This is a genomic window from Microbacterium sp. BWR-S6Y, assembly GCF_041379845.1.
GTDB classification, from domain to species: domain Bacteria; phylum Actinomycetota; class Actinomycetes; order Actinomycetales; family Microbacteriaceae; genus Microbacterium; species Microbacterium hydrothermale.
This window is the reverse complement of the sequence record NZ_JBFECV010000002.1, coordinates 258,495-274,936: the sequence shown is the minus strand read 5'-3', so window position 1 is coordinate 274,936 and position 16,442 is coordinate 258,495. Positions and strand designations below refer to the sequence as shown.

Annotated in this window: 13 protein-coding genes; 8 read left to right on the top strand and 5 right to left on the bottom strand. The window is 71.0% G+C overall.

Going from position 1 to position 16,442, the window contains the following annotated elements:
• Positions 1-40 precede the first annotated feature (40 nt).
• Entirely contained in the window at positions 41-1,192 is a 1,152-nt protein-coding gene (ispG, locus tag AB1K56_RS05165; protein ID WP_371204853.1) for a flavodoxin-dependent (E)-4-hydroxy-3-methylbut-2-enyl-diphosphate synthase, read from the bottom strand.
• Positions 1,193-1,406: 214 nt separating this feature from the next.
• Between ispG and AB1K56_RS05160 the strand changes: the two genes are divergently transcribed.
• Together AB1K56_RS05160 and AB1K56_RS05155 are read left to right on the top strand one after the other, a co-directional pair.
• Entirely contained in the window at positions 1,407-3,347 is a 1,941-nt protein-coding gene (locus AB1K56_RS05160) for an anthranilate synthase family protein (RefSeq protein ID WP_371204852.1), read from the top strand.
• A 254-nt stretch (positions 3,348-3,601) separates the two neighbouring features.
• A complete protein-coding gene (locus AB1K56_RS05155) occupies positions 3,602-3,832 on the top strand; it encodes a hypothetical protein (protein WP_371204851.1) in 231 nt (76 codons plus the stop codon).
• 881 nt (positions 3,833-4,713) lie between these two features.
• On the opposite strand, the gene AB1K56_RS05150 is transcribed toward AB1K56_RS05155, so the two are convergent.
• Positions 4,714-6,030, bottom strand: coding sequence for an RIP metalloprotease (locus tag AB1K56_RS05150; protein ID WP_371204850.1), 1,317 nt, complete (start codon positions 6,028-6,030; stop codon positions 4,714-4,716).
• Between the two features lie 87 nt (positions 6,031-6,117).
• Here AB1K56_RS05150 and AB1K56_RS05145 point away from each other — a divergent pair, with 87 nt between their 5' ends.
• A complete protein-coding gene (locus AB1K56_RS05145; protein ID WP_371204849.1) occupies positions 6,118-7,782 on the top strand; it encodes a Mur ligase family protein in 1,665 nt (554 codons plus the stop codon).
• Between the two features lie 338 nt (positions 7,783-8,120).
• Here AB1K56_RS05145 and dxr read toward each other — a convergent pair whose 3' ends face one another.
• Both dxr and AB1K56_RS05135 read right to left on the bottom strand, forming a co-directional pair.
• Complete coding sequence (dxr, locus tag AB1K56_RS05140) at positions 8,121-9,203, bottom strand: 1-deoxy-D-xylulose-5-phosphate reductoisomerase (RefSeq protein WP_371204848.1); 1,083 nt, start codon at positions 9,201-9,203, stop codon at positions 8,121-8,123.
• Positions 9,204-9,309: 106 nt separating this feature from the next.
• Positions 9,310-10,269, bottom strand: a complete 960-nt coding sequence (locus tag AB1K56_RS05135; protein WP_371204847.1) for an FKBP-type peptidyl-prolyl cis-trans isomerase — start codon at positions 10,267-10,269, stop codon at positions 9,310-9,312.
• Positions 10,270-10,463: 194 nt separating this feature from the next.
• Between AB1K56_RS05135 and AB1K56_RS05130 the strand changes: the two genes are divergently transcribed.
• The 4 genes from AB1K56_RS05130 (at position 10,464) to dhaM (ending at position 13,615) form a co-directional block, all read left to right on the top strand.
• Positions 10,464-11,165: a 1-acyl-sn-glycerol-3-phosphate acyltransferase gene (locus tag AB1K56_RS05130; RefSeq protein WP_240752836.1), complete on the top strand. Its 702-nt coding sequence runs from the start codon at positions 10,464-10,466 to the stop codon at positions 11,163-11,165.
• 91 nt (positions 11,166-11,256) lie between these two features.
• On the top strand, positions 11,257-12,252 hold the full coding sequence (dhaK, locus tag AB1K56_RS05125) for a dihydroxyacetone kinase subunit DhaK (RefSeq protein ID WP_371204846.1): 996 nt from the start codon (positions 11,257-11,259) through the stop codon (positions 12,250-12,252).
• Positions 12,249-12,884 (top strand): dihydroxyacetone kinase subunit DhaL, encoded by a 636-nt coding sequence (dhaL, locus tag AB1K56_RS05120; RefSeq protein WP_371204845.1) that lies wholly within the window; start codon positions 12,249-12,251, stop codon positions 12,882-12,884. The genes dhaK and dhaL overlap by 4 nt, the downstream gene beginning before the upstream one ends.
• Complete coding sequence (gene dhaM / locus AB1K56_RS05115; RefSeq protein WP_371204844.1) at positions 12,881-13,615, top strand: dihydroxyacetone kinase phosphoryl donor subunit DhaM; 735 nt, start codon at positions 12,881-12,883, stop codon at positions 13,613-13,615. Before dhaL ends, dhaM begins: the two co-directional genes overlap by 4 nt.
• A 21-nt stretch (positions 13,616-13,636) precedes the next feature.
• On the opposite strand, the gene AB1K56_RS05110 is transcribed toward dhaM, so the two are convergent.
• Complete coding sequence (locus AB1K56_RS05110; RefSeq protein ID WP_076674632.1) at positions 13,637-14,602, bottom strand: sugar-binding transcriptional regulator; 966 nt, start codon at positions 14,600-14,602, stop codon at positions 13,637-13,639.
• A 112-nt stretch (positions 14,603-14,714) separates the two neighbouring features.
• On the opposite strand from AB1K56_RS05110, the gene AB1K56_RS05105 reads away from it, so the two are divergent.
• Positions 14,715-16,433, top strand: coding sequence for an FAD-dependent oxidoreductase (locus AB1K56_RS05105; protein WP_371204843.1), 1,719 nt, complete (start codon positions 14,715-14,717; stop codon positions 16,431-16,433).
• Positions 16,434-16,442: the final 9 nt, after the last annotated feature.

Below are 16,442 nucleotides of genomic sequence, written 5' to 3'. Positions count from 1 at the left end.
ACGCTATCGGACGACCGGGCGCCGCCCCGCGCCGGGCGGCTCAGGCCGTGATGACCTGCGCGGTCCCGGGCGCGGCATCCGGGCCCATCTCATCGGCGAGGCGGTTGGCCTCCTCGATGAGGGTCTGGACGATCTCGGCCTCGGGCACGGTCTTGATGACCTGGCCCTTGACGAAGATCTGGCCCTTGCCGTTGCCCGACGCCACGCCGAGGTCGGCGTCGCGCGCCTCTCCGGGACCGTTCACGACGCAGCCCATGACGGCCACGCGCAGCGGCACGGTCATGTCCTTCAGGCCCTCGGTGACGTTGTCGGCGAGCGTGTAGACGTCGACCTGCGCGCGACCGCACGAGGGGCACGAGACGATCTCGAGCTTGCGCTCGCGCAGGTTGAGCGACTGCAGGATCTGGTGGCCGACCTTGACCTCTTCGGCCGGCGGGGCCGACAGCGAGACGCGGATCGTGTCGCCGATGCCCTCGGAGAGCAGGATGCCGAAGGCCGTGGCGCTCTTGATCGTGCCCTGGAACGCGGGGCCGGCCTCGGTCACGCCGAGGTGCAGGGGCCAGTCGCCCCGCTCGGCGAGAAGGCGGTACGCCTTGACCATGACGATCGGGTCGTTGTGCTTGACCGAGATCTTGAAGTCGTGGAAGTCGTGCTCCTCGAACAGCGAGGCCTCCCACACGGCGCTCTCCACGAGCGCCTCGGGCGTGGCCTTGCCGTACTTCTCGAGCAGGCGGCGGTCGAGCGAACCGGCGTTCACGCCGATGCGCAGCGACACCCCGGCGTCCTTGGCCGCCTTCGCGATCGCGCCGACCTGGTCGTCGAACTTGCGGATGTTGCCGGGGTTCACGCGCACGGCGCCGCAGCCGGCGTCGATCGCCTGGAAGACGTACTTCGGCTGGAAGTGGATGTCGGCGATGACCGGGATCTGGCTCTTCTTGGCGATGATGTGCAGCACGTCGGCGTCGTCCTGCGACGGTACGGCCACGCGCACGATCTCGCAGCCGGATGCCGTGAGCTCGGCGATCTGCTGCAGGGTGGCGTTGATGTTCGTCGTCGGCGTCGTCGTCATCGACTGCACGCTCACGGGGGCGTCGCCCCCGACGAGCACCTTGCCGACCCGGATCTGACGGGTCTTGCGACGGGGAGCGAGGGTCTCCGGCACGCGGGGCATTCCGAGATTCACAGCAGGCACGCGCTCAGCCTACGCCGCCCTCGCTGCACGGAGTCGGAACAGGCTGCGAATGCTCCCTGTGGTAGGTTCGGCGCCATGCGCGCGCATTTCAGCTGGTGGCCCACCGTCTAGGCGGTGAGCTCGCGTGCGACAGACCGCCCTCCCTCGGGATCCGGGCGGTCTTCGTGTTTTCGGCGGCCGCATAGGACCCTCGCTCACAGACGGAAGTACTTCGATGACCGGGCCCGACCCCTCCTCTCCGCTCCACAGCCTCCTCGCCGGCGACGCGCCGTTCGCGCTCATCGCGCGCGACCCCGACACCGTCGAGGTGCTCACGGGCGACGTCGTCGACGTCGAGCTCCTCGCGGACATCCCCCTGATCGACGACGACGGGACCGCTCGGGAGGTCCTCGCGCTCGTCCCCTTCCGCCAGGTGCGCGAGCGCGGGTTCGTGTGCCACGACGACGGTGCGCCGCTGCGCTGCCTGGTCATCGGGGAGCGGACGATCCTGTCGCGCGCGGAGGTCATGGCATCCCTGCCCTCCTCCCCCGTTCACCTCGACGGAGCGGGCTTCGACATCGCCGACGAGGACTACGCCGACATCGTGCGCCGCGTGATCGCCGACGAGATCGGTCGGGGCGAGGGCGCGAACTTCGTCATCCGCCGCGACTTCGTCGCCGACGTCGACGCCGACCCGCGCGTGGCGGCGCTGACGTGGTTCCGCGCGCTGCTCGAACACGAGAAGGGCGCGTACTGGACCTTCGCCGTCGTCACCGACGGGCATGTCGCGGTCGGCGCGAGCCCCGAGGCGCACGTCAGCGCTCGCGACGGCGTGGTCACGATGAACCCGATCTCGGGCACGTTCCGCCACCCGGCGGGCGGGTCGACGGCCGAGACCCTGGCGGAGTTCCTGCGCTCGACCAAGGAGACCGAGGAGCTCTTCATGGTCGTCGACGAGGAGCTGAAGATGATGAGCGCCGTCTGCAGCGACGGCGGCCGCATCACGGGCCCGCACCTGAAGGAGATGTCGCGGCTGACCCACACCGAGTACATGCTCCGCGGGCACAGCGACCTCGATCCCCGCGACATCCTGCGCGAGACGATGTTCGCCCCCACCGTCACGGGCTCGCCCATGCAGAACGCGTGCACGGTCATCGCCCGTCACGAGACGACCCCGCGCGGTTACTACTCCGGCGTCGCGGCGCTGTTCACGCCGAACAGCGACGCCGGCGGACCGTCCCACGATCTCGACGCGCCGATCCTCATCCGCACCGCCTACCTCGTCGACGGGCGCCTGCGCGTACCGGTGGGAGCGACGCTCGTGCGGCACTCCGACCCGTACGGCGAGGTCGGCGAGACGCACGGCAAGGCCGCGGGCGTGCTCGGCGCGATCGGCGCGATCCCGCGCGACGTGCCCGTCGCCCCCGCCGAGGCGGACCCCGACGCCCCCGTCGCCGAGCGCCGACCGCTCGCCGAGGATCCCGCGATCGCCGAGCTCCTGGCCTCGCGCAACGAGCGTCTCGCCCCGTTCTGGATGAACCCGCAGGACCCCGAAGGATCGGGACCGTTCGCCGGCCGCACCGCCCTCGTCGTGGATGCCGAGGACCGCTTCACCACGATGCTCGCCCACCAGCTGCGCCACCTCGGGCTCGACACCCGCATCGTGCACTGGGCCGAGGTGACCGATGCGGAGGTGGATGCCGCCGACCTCGTCGTCTCGGGCCCGGGACCGGGCGACCCGCGCGACGCCGACAGCGCCCGCATCGCCGCCATGCACGGGGTCGTCGCGCGGCGGCTGAGCGACTCCGCTCCGCTGCTGGCGGTGTGCCTGAGCCACCAGATCCTCGCCGACCAGCTGGGGATCGACCTCGCCCCCCTCGCGCAGCCGCACCAGGGCCTGCAGAAGAGCGTCGACGTGTTCGGCGAACCGGCGTCGATCGGGTTCTACAACACGTTCACGGCGCGCGTCGTGCCCGGCACCTCGCAGCGGGGGCTCACGACAGGTCGCGGATCGGTGACGACCGAGATCATCACCGAGGTCGCGGCGGATGCCGAGACCGGCGACGTGTACGCCCTCCGCGGCCCCGGGTTCGCGAGCGTGCAGGGGCACCTCGAGTCGATCCTGTCGCGCGACGGCATGCGGACACTGGAGCGGCTGATCTCGCACGTGCTCTGACGGCGGGCGCCCACGCGGGAGTCCGGCGGCACCCCGCACTCCACGCGGATGCGGGCGCGCGGTGGCCGCTCGGGCGTCCCGCGCTCCGGGTCGACGCGCCTGTCGCGACGTCAGCCGGGTGAGCTCGGCGGGCGCGATGAGGTTCACCGCGAGCTGGTCCTGCAACGACGACACCGCGACGTCGGACCGGCCTCCTGGACGACCCGGACCTGAGCACCCTGGGGAGCATCTTCCCGGCGCTCCGTCAGTACAAGATGAAGAACGGCGACGGCAAGCCGACCCTGGGTTACTTCGCTGAGAAAGTGGCCGCTAGCCCCGACCTCCAGCGCTTCGCCGTCTACCAGACCACGGTTGACGATGACGGCAACTGGGCCGCTACGAACGTCGTGGACTCCATCGACTTCATCCAGCTACTCATCGCCCAGACGGCGCAACTCAACGCACGGGTAGCGGAGCTACAAGCGCGACTAGCCGCGCCGAAGTAAGTCCGGCAAGGAAAGACGGAAGGCGCGCCCCCCAAGAGGGGCGCGCCTTCGATCTGCTGGACCGCTTAGATGCGAACCGTGAACGTCGTACCGCAGTGGGCACAACGAGCACGTCCGCTAGTCAGCCGCGAGAACGGGCCGAGATTTCGGCGACAGCCGGGGCAGGGCACGTAGATCGGGCCGTTGACCCGCTTGATCACCATGACTAGTGCCGCGTGCGGTCGACGAGGATGTAACCCTGGCCGCGCTGGGGCGTCGGCGGAAGGGGGTGGCCTTCCGTCGAAGTACGTTCGCGACCCGTACGACCGCCGCGAGGACCGACGATCTCGTACTGGCCCGACGCGGGCGTGATGTTACCGGGCGAAAGAGGGGGCTTGGTGGCCATCTCAGTTCCAATCAGAACGAGCCTCGCGTCGGCCGACAGGCGCCCCGGCCAGGTTGGCCGGTGCCCCTGCTCTGCGGTGTTAGAGTCGGACAACCGGCTTCCCAACTGGTGCCTCGACCCCGAACCGCTCGGCTTCCCCGATCTGGTGTCGGGGTCGTGCTGCGTTCCGGGCTCAATACTACATATGGGTACCGACATCGGGAGGAACCACAAGGGGTAGTAGTTACATCCCTGTGATTTTCCACCGTCTCTCCCCATGTACAACACGGGTTGTCCACGATTTCATCCACAGACCGAGGAGGGTTGAAGACCGCCGACTCCGGCGTGATTCCGCGGACTTTCGGAGTTCTGTTCTCCCCTCTCCACAGATTTGTCGCTGGAGGGGGGGCGACCTTCCACAGGCGCGGGCGACGACCCCCCGGCGTGTCGCGGCGTGTCGAAATGCCCGGTCAGTGGGCACGCACGCTTCCACAACGCACACGGTTGCGGGTTCTGCCTACAGAATCTGCACCGGGTTGAAGACGTCGGCGAGGAACAGCACGCCGCCCATACCGACCAGCAGCACCACGACGACGAACGTCAGCGGGACGAGCTTCGTGGCATCCACCGGCCGCGCGACCTTTCCGCGCATGCGGGCGAACCACCGCTTGATCCCGTCCCACAGCGCGACCACGACGTGCCCGCCGTCCAAGGGCAGCAGGGGGATGAGGTTGAACACGAACAGGGCGATGTTGAGACCGCCCACGAGCAGGATCATCTGCTGAACCCGGTCGAGGATCGGGGCATTCACGGCGGCGATCTCGCCCGCCATGCGTCCTGCACCGACCACGCTCATCGGGCTGTTCGCATCGCGCGGCTGACCCGTCAGCGTGTCGGCGGCGGCCTCGTAGATACGCACCGGCAGCTGCGACATGATCTGGCCGACGTGGCCAATGTACTGACCCGTCGCCTCGACGCCCGCCGAAAGGGGCTGGGGCACGAACGCGAACTGTGGGCTCAGTCCCGCGAAGCCGATCGTTTCGTATTCGGGAGCGCCCGAGGCGTCGGTCACCGGCTGACCCTGAGAATCCGTCACGGCGCGATCCGTCGACTGTGGAGTGAACTGCACGGTCTGCTCGGCACCGCCGCGCTCGATGACCATCGAGAGGTCCGCGCCCGGAGACGCCTGGATGATCGCCGCCGCTTCGGTGAAGGTCGAAACCGGGGTCCCATCGATCGAGATCATTTTGTCGCCAGGCTGCAGGCCGGCGGCCCGGGCCGGCGCTACCGGGTCCGAGGCTTGGCAATCCTGGCGCTGCTGGCTAGCCGGAATGACGCACTCGGAGACCGAGGCGACGGTCGTGGTGCCCTGCTGGATACCGATCGCGCTCAAGGCGATCGTGAACAGCACGACGGCCAGCACGAGGTTCATCGCCGGCCCACCGAGCATGATGATGATCCGCTTCCACACCGGCAGCTTGTAGAACACGCGGTCGTCGGCGGCGATGAGCGTCTCGGCGTTGGCATCCCGGGCGTCCTGCACCATGGTCGCGAAGAACCGCGAGCGCTTCGTCCCGGGTTCGGCGTCGTCGGGGGCGGGCGGGTACATGCCGGCCATCGAGATGAACCCGCCGAGCGGCAGCACCTTGAACCCGTACTCGGTCTCGCCGATGCGCTTGGACCACAGCGTCGGACCGAAGCCGATCATGTACTGGCCGACGCGCACGCCGAAGAGCTTGGCGGGCACGAGATGCCCGATCTCGTGCAGGGCGATCGAGATCGCGAGACCGATCACGAGCACGAGCACGCCGATGAGGAAGGCGATCGCGGTCACCCGGTGACGATACCGCCGACAGCCTTTGAACGGCCCGTGCGGCCGCGATGCGGTGTCTGTGCGACACCGGATGAGACAATGGAGGCGATGCCCAGCGACGCCCCCTCGAACCTGCCCCCCGTCCTCCGACCGGAGCGTCCGCCCCGTCGCGACCTCGCGGAACTGGCCCGCCGGTGGGGAGTGCGCACGGTCGGCGACATCGACGCGACCGTCCTGTCGGGGATCACCCTCGCCACGGCCGACCTCCGCGCCGGCGAGGCCTTCGTGGCCATCCAGGGCGTGAACCGGCACGGAGCGGAGTTCGCGACCACCGCGGCCGAGCGCGGCGCGGTCGCCGTCGTCACCGATGAGGCGGGCGCCGCCATCGCGGCATCCGCGGGTCTTCCGATCGTCGTGGTCGACGACCCCCGCGCGCTGCTGGGAGACCTGTCGGCGTGGGTCTACGGCACCGGACCCGACGACGACCTGCCGCGTCTGCTCGCGACCACGGGCACCAACGGCAAGACAAGCGTGTCGCACCTGCTCGAGGGGATCCTCGGCCAGCTCGGAGTCGTCACGGGCCTGTCGTCGACCGCCGAACGCCACATCGCGGGCGAGGTCATCGTCTCGCGTCTGACCACGCCCGAGGCCTCGGAGTTCCACGCCCTCCTCGCCCTCATGCGCGAGCGCGGCGTCGAAGCCGTCGCCGTGGAGGTCAGCGCCCAGGCCCTCACGCGTCACCGCGTCGACGGCCTCGTATTCGACGTCGCCGGCTTCACCAACCTCACGCACGACCACCTCGACGACTACGCCGACATGCGCGAGTACTTCGAGGCGAAGCTCCCGCTCTTCCGCCCCGACCGCGCCCGCCGCGGCGTGGTCTGCCTGGACTCCCCCGCGGGCGCCGAGATCGCCGCGCGCGCCGAGATCCCGGTCGTCACCATCGCGACCCCCGCGATCGCGCACGATGCCGGTGCCGGGGCCGGGGCCGACTGGACCGTCGACATCGTAGACGAGCGCCAGGAGGGCACCGAGTTCACCCTCTCCGACGGCAAGGGCCGCTCGCTGACGACGGTGGTACCGGTGATCGGTCGGCACATGGCCGCCAACGCCGGACTCGCCATCGTCATGCTGCTCGAGGCGGGCTACACCTGGGAGCACCTGTTCAGCACCCTCGACGGCGAGCGCATCGACGCGTCCCTCCCGGGACGCACGCAGCTCGTGTCCGGCGCCGAGGGCCCCGCGGTCTACGTCGACTTCGGGCACTCCCCCGACGCGTTCGAGAAGACCCTGGCCGCGGTCCGCCGCGTGACCCCCGGCACGGTCGTCATGCTCTTCGGCGCCGACGGCGACCGCGACGCCACGAAGCGTCACGACATGGGTCGCACGGCGATCGAGGGCAGCGACATCCTCATCGTCACCGACCACCACCCCCGTCACGAGAACCCGGATGCCATCCGCACGGTGCTCGTCGAGGGTGCACGCCTCGCGCGTCCCGACGCCGAGATCCTCGAGTTCACGCCGCCCGAGCGCGCGATCCTCGAGGCCGTGAAGCTGGTCGGCGAGGGCGATGCGATCCTGTGGGCCGGCCCCGGACACCAGGACTACCGCGACATCCGCGGCGTGCGCACCCCGTACTCGGCGCGCGAACTGTCGCGTCGGGCCCTGCGCGCCGCGGGGTGGGCCGTGCCCGACCCGCAGTGGCCGGTGCCCTACCCGGCCGACAGCACCCCGTCGTCCGACCCCGAGCGCCCCGTCGACTTCCCGGCCTGACGCCTGGGCCCGCGGGAATCGCCCCGCGACATCGCCCGCCGACACAACGCAGGAGATGCGGTGCGCGCCGCACCCCGGCCGTCCTCCACTCCCCTCCGGCCGAACCGTTTCCTGCGTTGCGCCACATCCCGCACGGTGATGGGCGCCCGGCCGACAGCGAGATCGCCAGCGGTGCCGGACAGCTCCCGCGTGACACGACGCAGGAGTTTCGCGCGCGGGAACCGTCTGCGGAGCCGCCCGCCCTGCTCACGCGAACGGAAGTCCTGCGTTGTGTCGCGCTCATCCGTCGAGCCCCCACCGGGGTCGACCCACGGCGGTCACGGCCGCCCGCGGTGGCGTCAGCGCGCGGCGATGATCTCGTCGGCCGTCCGCCGCGCCCAGGCCTCCGCCTCGGCGAGCGACTCCCGCGTGAGGGTCGCGGGCGGCTCGTGCCGGTCGACCACGCGTTCGATGAGGTCGACGATGCCGAGGAAGCTCAGACGCCCCTCGTGGAAGGCGTCGACGGCCTGCTCGTTCGCGGCGTTGAACACGGCGGGGAAGGTCGCCCCCGCGCGTCCCACGCGCTTGGCGAGCGCCACGGAGCCGAAGGCCTCCTCGTCGAGAGGCTCGAACGTCCATTGCGATGAGGTGGTCCAGTCCAGGGGCGCCCCCACCCCGCCGACGCGGTGCGGCCAGTCGAGGCCGAGCGAGATGGGCAGTCGCATGTCGGGCGGCGACGCCTGGGCGATGGTCGAGCCGTCGACGAACTCGACCATCGAGTGCACGATCGACTGCGGGTGCACGGTGACGGCGATGCGGTCGTAGGCGACGTCGAACAGCAGGTGCGCCTCGATCACCTCGAGGCCCTTGTTGACCAGCGTCGCGGAGTTCGTCGTCACGACGCGTCCCATGTCCCACGTGGGGTGGGCGAGCGCCTGTGCGGGCGTGACGTCTCCGAGCTCGTCGCGCGAGCGCCCGCGGAAGGGACCTCCGGATGCCGTGAGCACGAGCCGTCGCACCTCGTGGGCCGCCCCGGAGCGCAGGGCCTGGGCGATCGCGGAGTGCTCCGAGTCGACCGGAACGATCTGGCCGGGGGCGGCGAGGGCGGTGACCAGCTCTCCCCCGACGATCAGCGACTCCTTGTTCGCCAGGGCGAGGGTGCGTCCCTCCTCGAGGGCCGCGAGCGTCGGGCCGAGTCCCACGGAGCCGGTGATGCCGTTGAGCACGACGTCGGCCTCGACGTCGCGCACCAGCTGCTCGGCCTCGACCGCCCCGAGGGCGAGGTGCTCGACGCCGAACTCCCGCGCCTGCGCCTCGACGCCGACGCGGTCCGACCCCGCCGCCAGGCCGACGACCTCGAAGCGGTCGGTGTGGGCCCGGATGACGTCGAGCGCCTGGGTGCCGATCGAACCGGTGGAACCGAGGATGAGGACGCGGCGCATGCCGTCAGCCTACTGAGCCGCGACGCGACCCGCGCCCGCCCGGGTCGTGCGGAACGGACCGCGCCCCGCATGCCGCGGCGCCACGAGGACGCCGCGGCGCGGGGGCTTACTGCGCAGCGGGGGCGTGCTGCACGCCGAGGATGTCGACGACGAAGACGAGCGTGGCGCCCGCCGGGATCGAGCCCTGCGCCTGGTCTCCGTAGCCGTCGGCCGGCGGGATCACCGCGAGCACCTGCGACCCGACGGTCTGCCCCTCGAGGGCCTTCTTGAAGCCGGGCACGACGGCCGTCGTGGCGAACTGCGTCGGAGCGCCCTTGTCCCAGCTCGAGTCGAAGACGGTGCCGCCGTCGTAGAGCACGCCGGTGTACTGCACGATCACAGTGTCGCCGGGGTTGACCACGTCGCCCGTGCCCTGGCGCAGGTTCTCGATGCGCGTCTCGGTGGGCGCGGGGGTGCTCGGGACGGTGATGGTGGGGGCGCCGTTGTCGGCGAAGGTCACGGTCGGCATGCCGTCGACCGGGGCGACCTCGGTGCCGTCGGCGCGCGTCGGCAGCTCCGAGATCGCGTCGGCCACGAGGACGTACGCGGGCGAGCCTTCACCCAGGATGCCGGCCGGGAAGGTCGACACGGTGCGCGAGCCGACCGGGACGCACGACACCGCGGCACCGAAGATCTGCTGGGAGTTGACGATCATGTCCATGCCGGAGGGGTCGGACGTCAGCGAGTCCAGGACCACCTCGCCCGTGGCGGCGTCGAGGACCGTGTAGTTGGCCTTCACGATGTCGCCGGACTGGATCTCCTGCCCGGTGCCCTCGATGAGCGTGCTGCGCTGGATGTCGCTGGGGGCGAAGCCGTCGGGACGGGTCACCGTGACGGGGCCCTGGAAGTCGCCCGACACCTCGAGTCCCGCGGGGACGTCGCCGGTGAACGGGGTCTGGCACGCGCCGGCATCCGGGGTGGCCGTGGCATCCGGCGTCTGCGCGTCGGTGGACGAGCCGGAGCACCCGGCCAGCAGCAGCACCGCGACGGCGGCGACGGACAGGGAAGCGATCGGGCGGAAGCGCACGGGAGACCTCTCGGAAGAAGACGGGAAGCACCTATCCTCGCGCATCCGGCTTTGGCGCGGCTGGGAGAGCGGTCGGTGCGCACGTCCGTCGCGCGCCGCGCCCCATGCGCACCTCGGCATGCGGCGGCTAGTAGCCTCGTCGGGTGAGTTCCGACCTGCCCGCCGAGACCCCCGCCGCCGCACCGCCGCAGCAGATGGGCGCCGCTTACGGCCTCGGACGGTTCCTCATCGCCCCGCTCGCCCGCGCCGTGTACCGGCCGCACGTCGAGGGGCGCGAGAACGTCCCCCGCACCGGACCGGTGATCTTCGCGAGCAACCACCTGTCGTTCATCGACTCGATCGCGATCCCGGTCGCCGCTCCCCGGCCCGTGCACTTCCTCGCGAAGTCGGCGTACTTCGAGAAGTGGGCGTCGCGGCAGTTCTTCACCGCGATCGGCGCGATCGCCGTCGAGCGCGGAGCCGGCCAGAAGGCCCTCGACGCCCTCGACCAGCAGCGCGTTCTGCTCGAGGACGGTCGCGCGGTCGCGCTGTACCCCGAGGGCACGCGCTCCCTCGACGGCCGGCTCTACAAGGGCCGCACGGGTGTCGCCTTCCTCGCGCTGCAGACCGGCGCCCCCGTGGTCCCGGTCGGCCTCATCGGCACCGACAAGGCGATGCCCGTCGGCGCGAAGTTCCCCAGCACGAGCGAGCGCATCACGGTGCGCTTCGGAGAGCCGCTCGACCTCTCGCCGCACGGTCCGGCGACCTCGGGCCGGGCGCGTCGCGGCGCGACCGACGAGATCATGGCCGCGATCCACGCCCTCAGCGGGCAGGAACTGGCGAACGCGTACAACGAGGCCCCCGCGCAGAATCCGATCGAACGCATCAAGCAGGTCCTCCCGCACGAGCGCCTCTGACACGCGCCTCCTCGCCCTTGACGCGACGGCGTCCGACGACCAGGGTCGAAACCGACGGCCCGAACCGTCGAAGCCACAACGAGGAGGCATCGTGAAGAAGTTCGTCAACGACCCGGCCGATGTGCTGGCCGAAGCCTTGCGGGGGATCCAGGTCGCTCACCCCGATCTCCGCGTGGATGCCGAGAACCGCGTCATCCTGCGCGCGGAACCGACCCGCGCGGGCAAGGTGGCTCTCGTCTCGGGTGGAGGCTCCGGACACGAGCCGATGCACGGCGGCTTCGTCGGACGCGGCATGCTCGACGCGGCCGCGGCGGGCGAGGTGTTCACCTCCCCCACGCCCGATCAGGTGCTCGCCGCCACGCAGGCCGCCGACTCCGGGGCGGGCGTGCTGCACATCGTGAAGAACTACACCGGCGACGTGCTCAACTTCGAGATGGCCGCCGAGCTCGCCGCCGCCGAGGGCGTGCAGGTCGAGTCGGTCGTCGTCGCCGACGACGTCGCCGTGCAGGACTCCACGTGGACCGCCGGCCGGCGCGGCACGGGGACCACCGTCGTCCTGGAGAAGATCGTCGGCGCCCTCGCCGAAGCGGGAGCCGACCTCGCCGCCGTCGCCGCCCTCGCGCGCCGCGTGTCGGAGGCAGGTCGCTCGATGGGCGTCGCCCTCACCAGCTGCACCGTGCCCGCGGCCGGCCGCCCCACGTTCGAGCTCCCCGACGACGAGATGGAGGTCGGTGTCGGCATCCACGGCGAGCCCGGACGCTCGCGCGTCAAGCTCGCCTCCGCCCGCGAGATCGCGAAGCTGATGGTCGACCCGATCGTGCACGATTTCGGCGACACGGCGGGACCGGCGATCGTCCTGCTGTCGGGGCTCGGCGGCACTCCCCTCATCGAGCAGTACCTGCTCTACGGCGAGATCGCCCCTCTCCTCGCCGAGGCCGGGGTCGACGTGCAGCGCGTGCTGATCGGCGACTACATCACCAGCCTCGACATGGCGGGCGCATCGCTCACGGTCGTGAAGGCCGACGACGAGATGCTGCGGCTGTGGGACGCGCCCGTGGTCACCCCCGGTCTGCGGTGGGGCGCGTGAGCGCCGCGGTGTCGACCGACGATCTCGTCGCCTGGATCCGCGCGTTCCGCGAGGCCGTGACCGACCACAAAGACGAGTTGACGCGCCTGGACTCCGAGATCGGCGACGCCGACCACGGCTCGAACATGGCCCGCGGTCTCGATGCGGTCGTCGCCAAGCTCGACCCGGCGCCGGCGAGCCCCGCCGAGCTGTTCAAGACGGTGGGGATGACGCTCGTCTCGACGGTCGGCGGGGCGAGCGGCCCGCTCTACGGAACGCTCTTCCTGCGCATGGGGCCCGCGTTGTCTTCCTCGGACGGGGTGGATGCCGCAGCCCTGGGCGCGGCGCTGCGCGCAGGTGTCGAGGGCGTCATCGCCCGCGGCAAGGCCGAGCCGGGCGACAAGACGATGATCGACGCCCTCTCCCCCGCGATCGACGCGTGGGACGCGGCAGCCGATGGCGGCCCCGCCGCGGCCGCGCGCGCCGCCGCCGAGGCCGCCGCCCGGGGCCGCGACGCCGCGGAACCGCTCGTCGCCCGTAAGGGGCGCGCGAGCTACCTCGGCGAACGCAGCGCCGGACACATCGACCCGGGAGCGGCCTCCTCGACGTTGCTCCTCGAGGCGTTGGCCGACACGCTGGCGGCCGCGGAGTGATCGGGATCGTCGCGGTCTCGCACAGCCGCGCCCTCGCCGACGCCGCGGTGCACCTCTCGCTGCAGATGGGCGGCGCCGAGCCTCCCGCCGTGCGCGTGGCGGCGGGGGGCCCCGACGGCGATCTCGGCACGGATGCCGTGGCCATCGCCGCCGCGGTCGACGAGGCGGATTCGGGCGACGGCGTGCTCGTCCTGATGGACCTGGGGTCCGCGATCCTCAGCGCCGAGACGGCTCTGGAGTTCGTCGGCGCCCCCGAGCGGGTCCGGCTGAGCCCCGCGCCCTTCGTGGAGGGTCTCGTGGCGGCGGTCGTGACCGCGGCCGGCGGCGCCGGTCTCGACGAGGTCGCCGCCGAGGTGGCGGGTGCCGGTGACGCGAAGAGACGGCAGCTCGGCGCGGCGGGCGACCAGGCCACGAGCCCCTCGCCTGCGGCATCCGTCGACGAGGACACCGCCGATGCGCCGTCCTTCGAGGCGGTGGTCGTCAACCCGTCGGGCCTGCACGCGCGTCCGGCGGCGACGTTCGTCAAGGCCGCGTCGCGTTACGACGCCGACGTGCGCATCGCCGATCTGGAGGCCGGCGGCGACGAGGTCTCGGGCCGCAGCCTGCTCGCGCTCATGGCTCTGGGGGTCCGGCAGGGGTCCCGGGTGCGGGTCAGCGCGACCGGGCCGCAGGCGCGGCAGGCCCTCGACGAACTGCGCTCCCTCATCGACGACGGGTTCGGCGAGCGCTGAGCCCGCCCCGAGGAGGCGGGGTCAGCGCGTGACGCTCAACAGCCGACGCGCGAGCGACTCCTCCACGACGAGCTCGGTCACCAGGCCCGCGGCGAGCGCGCCGCGCAGGCCGTCGAGCTTCGACAGGCTCGACACGACGCAGAAACGCCGCGGGATGCGACGCACGGTGTCGAGGTCGGGTCCGCTGGAGCGCGCATTGAGCTCGGGGATGTCGCTCGAGCCGTCGGCGCGGTAGAAGACCGTGGCGCAATCGCCCACGACGCCCTCGCGCTCGATCACCGCGCGATCGCGTTCGTCGAAGTAGTCGCCGCTGTAGACGTGCGAGGGCACGTCGGCGTGGGGCGATCCGAGTCCGAAGACGAACAGGCCCACGCGTTGCTGGATCTCCAGCACCGACCGCACCGAGCGCTCCCGCCACATCGCCTGCTTCGTGCGCGGGTCGTCGAAGAGGGCCGGCACCGGGAATTGGTGCACCGACGACGACCAGGCCGCCCCGAACTTCGACAGGATCTCCCCCGCGTACGGGATGCCGGAGGTGCGGACGTTGGCCGCGCCGTTCATCTGGACGATGTGGGTGTCGTGGACGTCTTTCTGCGGTACGTGTCGCGCCATCGCCGAGAGCGTGGATCCCCAGGCGACGCCCACGGTCATCGACGACTCGACGCGCTCGGCGAGGATGCGCGCGGCCGTCAGGGCGGTGCGCTCGAGGCGCTCGGCCTCCGAGGTGCGGGCCGGGGTGGGAACGATGTGCGCGGTGATCCCGAACCGGTCGGCGATGCGCTGCGCCATCTGCCCCCGCGCGTCGTCGGGGGGACTGATCGAGATCGTCACCAGGCCCACGTCGCGGGCGTGCTGCAGCAGACGCGAGACGGACGACCGCGAGACGCGCATCTCGTGCGCGATGGCATCCATCGTCAGGTCCTGCATGTAGTACAGCTGCGCTGCGCGCAACGCGTCGCGGGAGCGCTCCTCCGCCTGCGTCGTCACCGTCCTGACACCTTCATGAGCACCATTCTGCACGTTTGTTCAAGGGGCTTGCAACAACGTGCAGAGGGGCGCATCCTGATCGTCGTACCAACAACGAAAGGTCGCAGTCGACATGTCGTCCCCTACTTCTTCGCTCCGCGCCGACGTCCAGGCGCTCCGTGACGCCGAAGACCTCGACGTCCTGATCATCGGTGGGGGCATCAACGGCCTCGCCACCCTGCGCGATCTGGCCCTTCAGGGTGTCAGCGTCGCCCTCGTCGAGCGCGGCGACTTCGTGTCGGGCGCTTCGTCGGCCTCCAGCCACATGGTGCACGGCGGCATTCGCTATCTCGAGAACGGCGAGTTCCGCCTCGTGAAGGAAGCCGTGACCGAGCGCAACGACCTGCTCAAGACGGCGCCCCACTACGTCAAGCCGCTCGAGACGACCATCCCGATCTACAAGACGTTCTCCGGCATCCTGTCAGCCCCGTTCCGCCTGCTGGTGACGCACGGCCGCGGCAAGCCGAACGAGCGCGGCGCTCTGCTGATCAAGGTCGGCCTCATCATGTACGACACCTTCTCGCGCGACGGCGGATCGGTGCCCCGCCACAAATTCCTCGGCAAGAAGAAGTCGCTCGCCGAACTGCCGAAGCTCAACCACGACCTCGCCTACACGGCGACGTACTTCGACGCGTCGATGCACGACCCCGAGCGCATCGCCCTCGACGTGCTGCGCGACGGCATCGAGGCCGGCGCCGGTCGCACGCAGGCCGTCAACTACGTCTCCGCCGTCGGCGCCGACGCGAACGGCGTGCGGGTGCGCGACGAGGTCTCCGGCGAGGAGTTCAGCGTCAAGGCCAAGGTCATCCTCAACACCGCCGGCCCCTGGACCGACCTCGCCAACGAGGCCATGGGCCTGAAGACGCAGTTCATGGGCGGAACCAAGGGCTCGCACATCGTGCTCGACAACCCCGAGCTCCTCGCCGCGACCGGCGGCCGCGAGATCTTCTTCGAGCACTCGGACGGGCGCATCGTGCTCATCTACCCGCTCAAGGACCGCGTCCTGGTCGGCACCACCGACATCGACGCCGACCCGTCGAAGCCCGTCGTGTGCACCGACGACGAGATCGAGTACTTCTTCGACCTCATCGGGCATGTCTTCCCGACCATCGGCGTCGACCGCTCGCAGATCGTCTACACCTTCAGCGGCATCCGCCCGCTCCCGCGTCACGACGACACCGCCCCCGGATTCGTCTCGCGCGACTACCGCATCGTCGAGGACGAGATCGCCGGCACGCCCGCGATGAGCCTCGTCGGTGGCAAGTGGACCACCTTCCGCGCGCTCGCGGAGCACCTCAGCATGAAGACGCTGCAGAAGCTCCGCCGTCCCCACCGCGTGAGCACGCAGGGACTGTCGATCGGTGGCGGCGCCGGCTTCCCGGCCACGCCCGAGCAGCGCCGGCGCTGGGTCGCCGCCCGCACGAATGCGCACTCCGCCGAGCTCGTGGAGGCCATGCTCGAGCGCTACGGCACCCGCGCCGACACGATCCTCGACGCGCTGCCGGCCGAGCCGACCCCTGTCGCCGACGCCCCCGGTTACTACCGCGAAGAGCTCGAGTGGATCGCCGCGAACGAGCAGGTCGTGCACCTGATCGACGTGCTGCTGCGCCGGACGCACCTCGCCTTCGTCGGCGGGATGACCGAGCGCACGCTGCGCGAGGTCGCGGAGGCCGTCTCCGGCCCCCTCGGCTGGGACGCGGACCGCGTCGACGAGGAGATCGCCCGGACCACCGAGATCCTGCGCTCGGCGCACCGGGTCGACCTGGCCCAGGCCGGAGTCGCGCGAATCTGAGAGAACGTG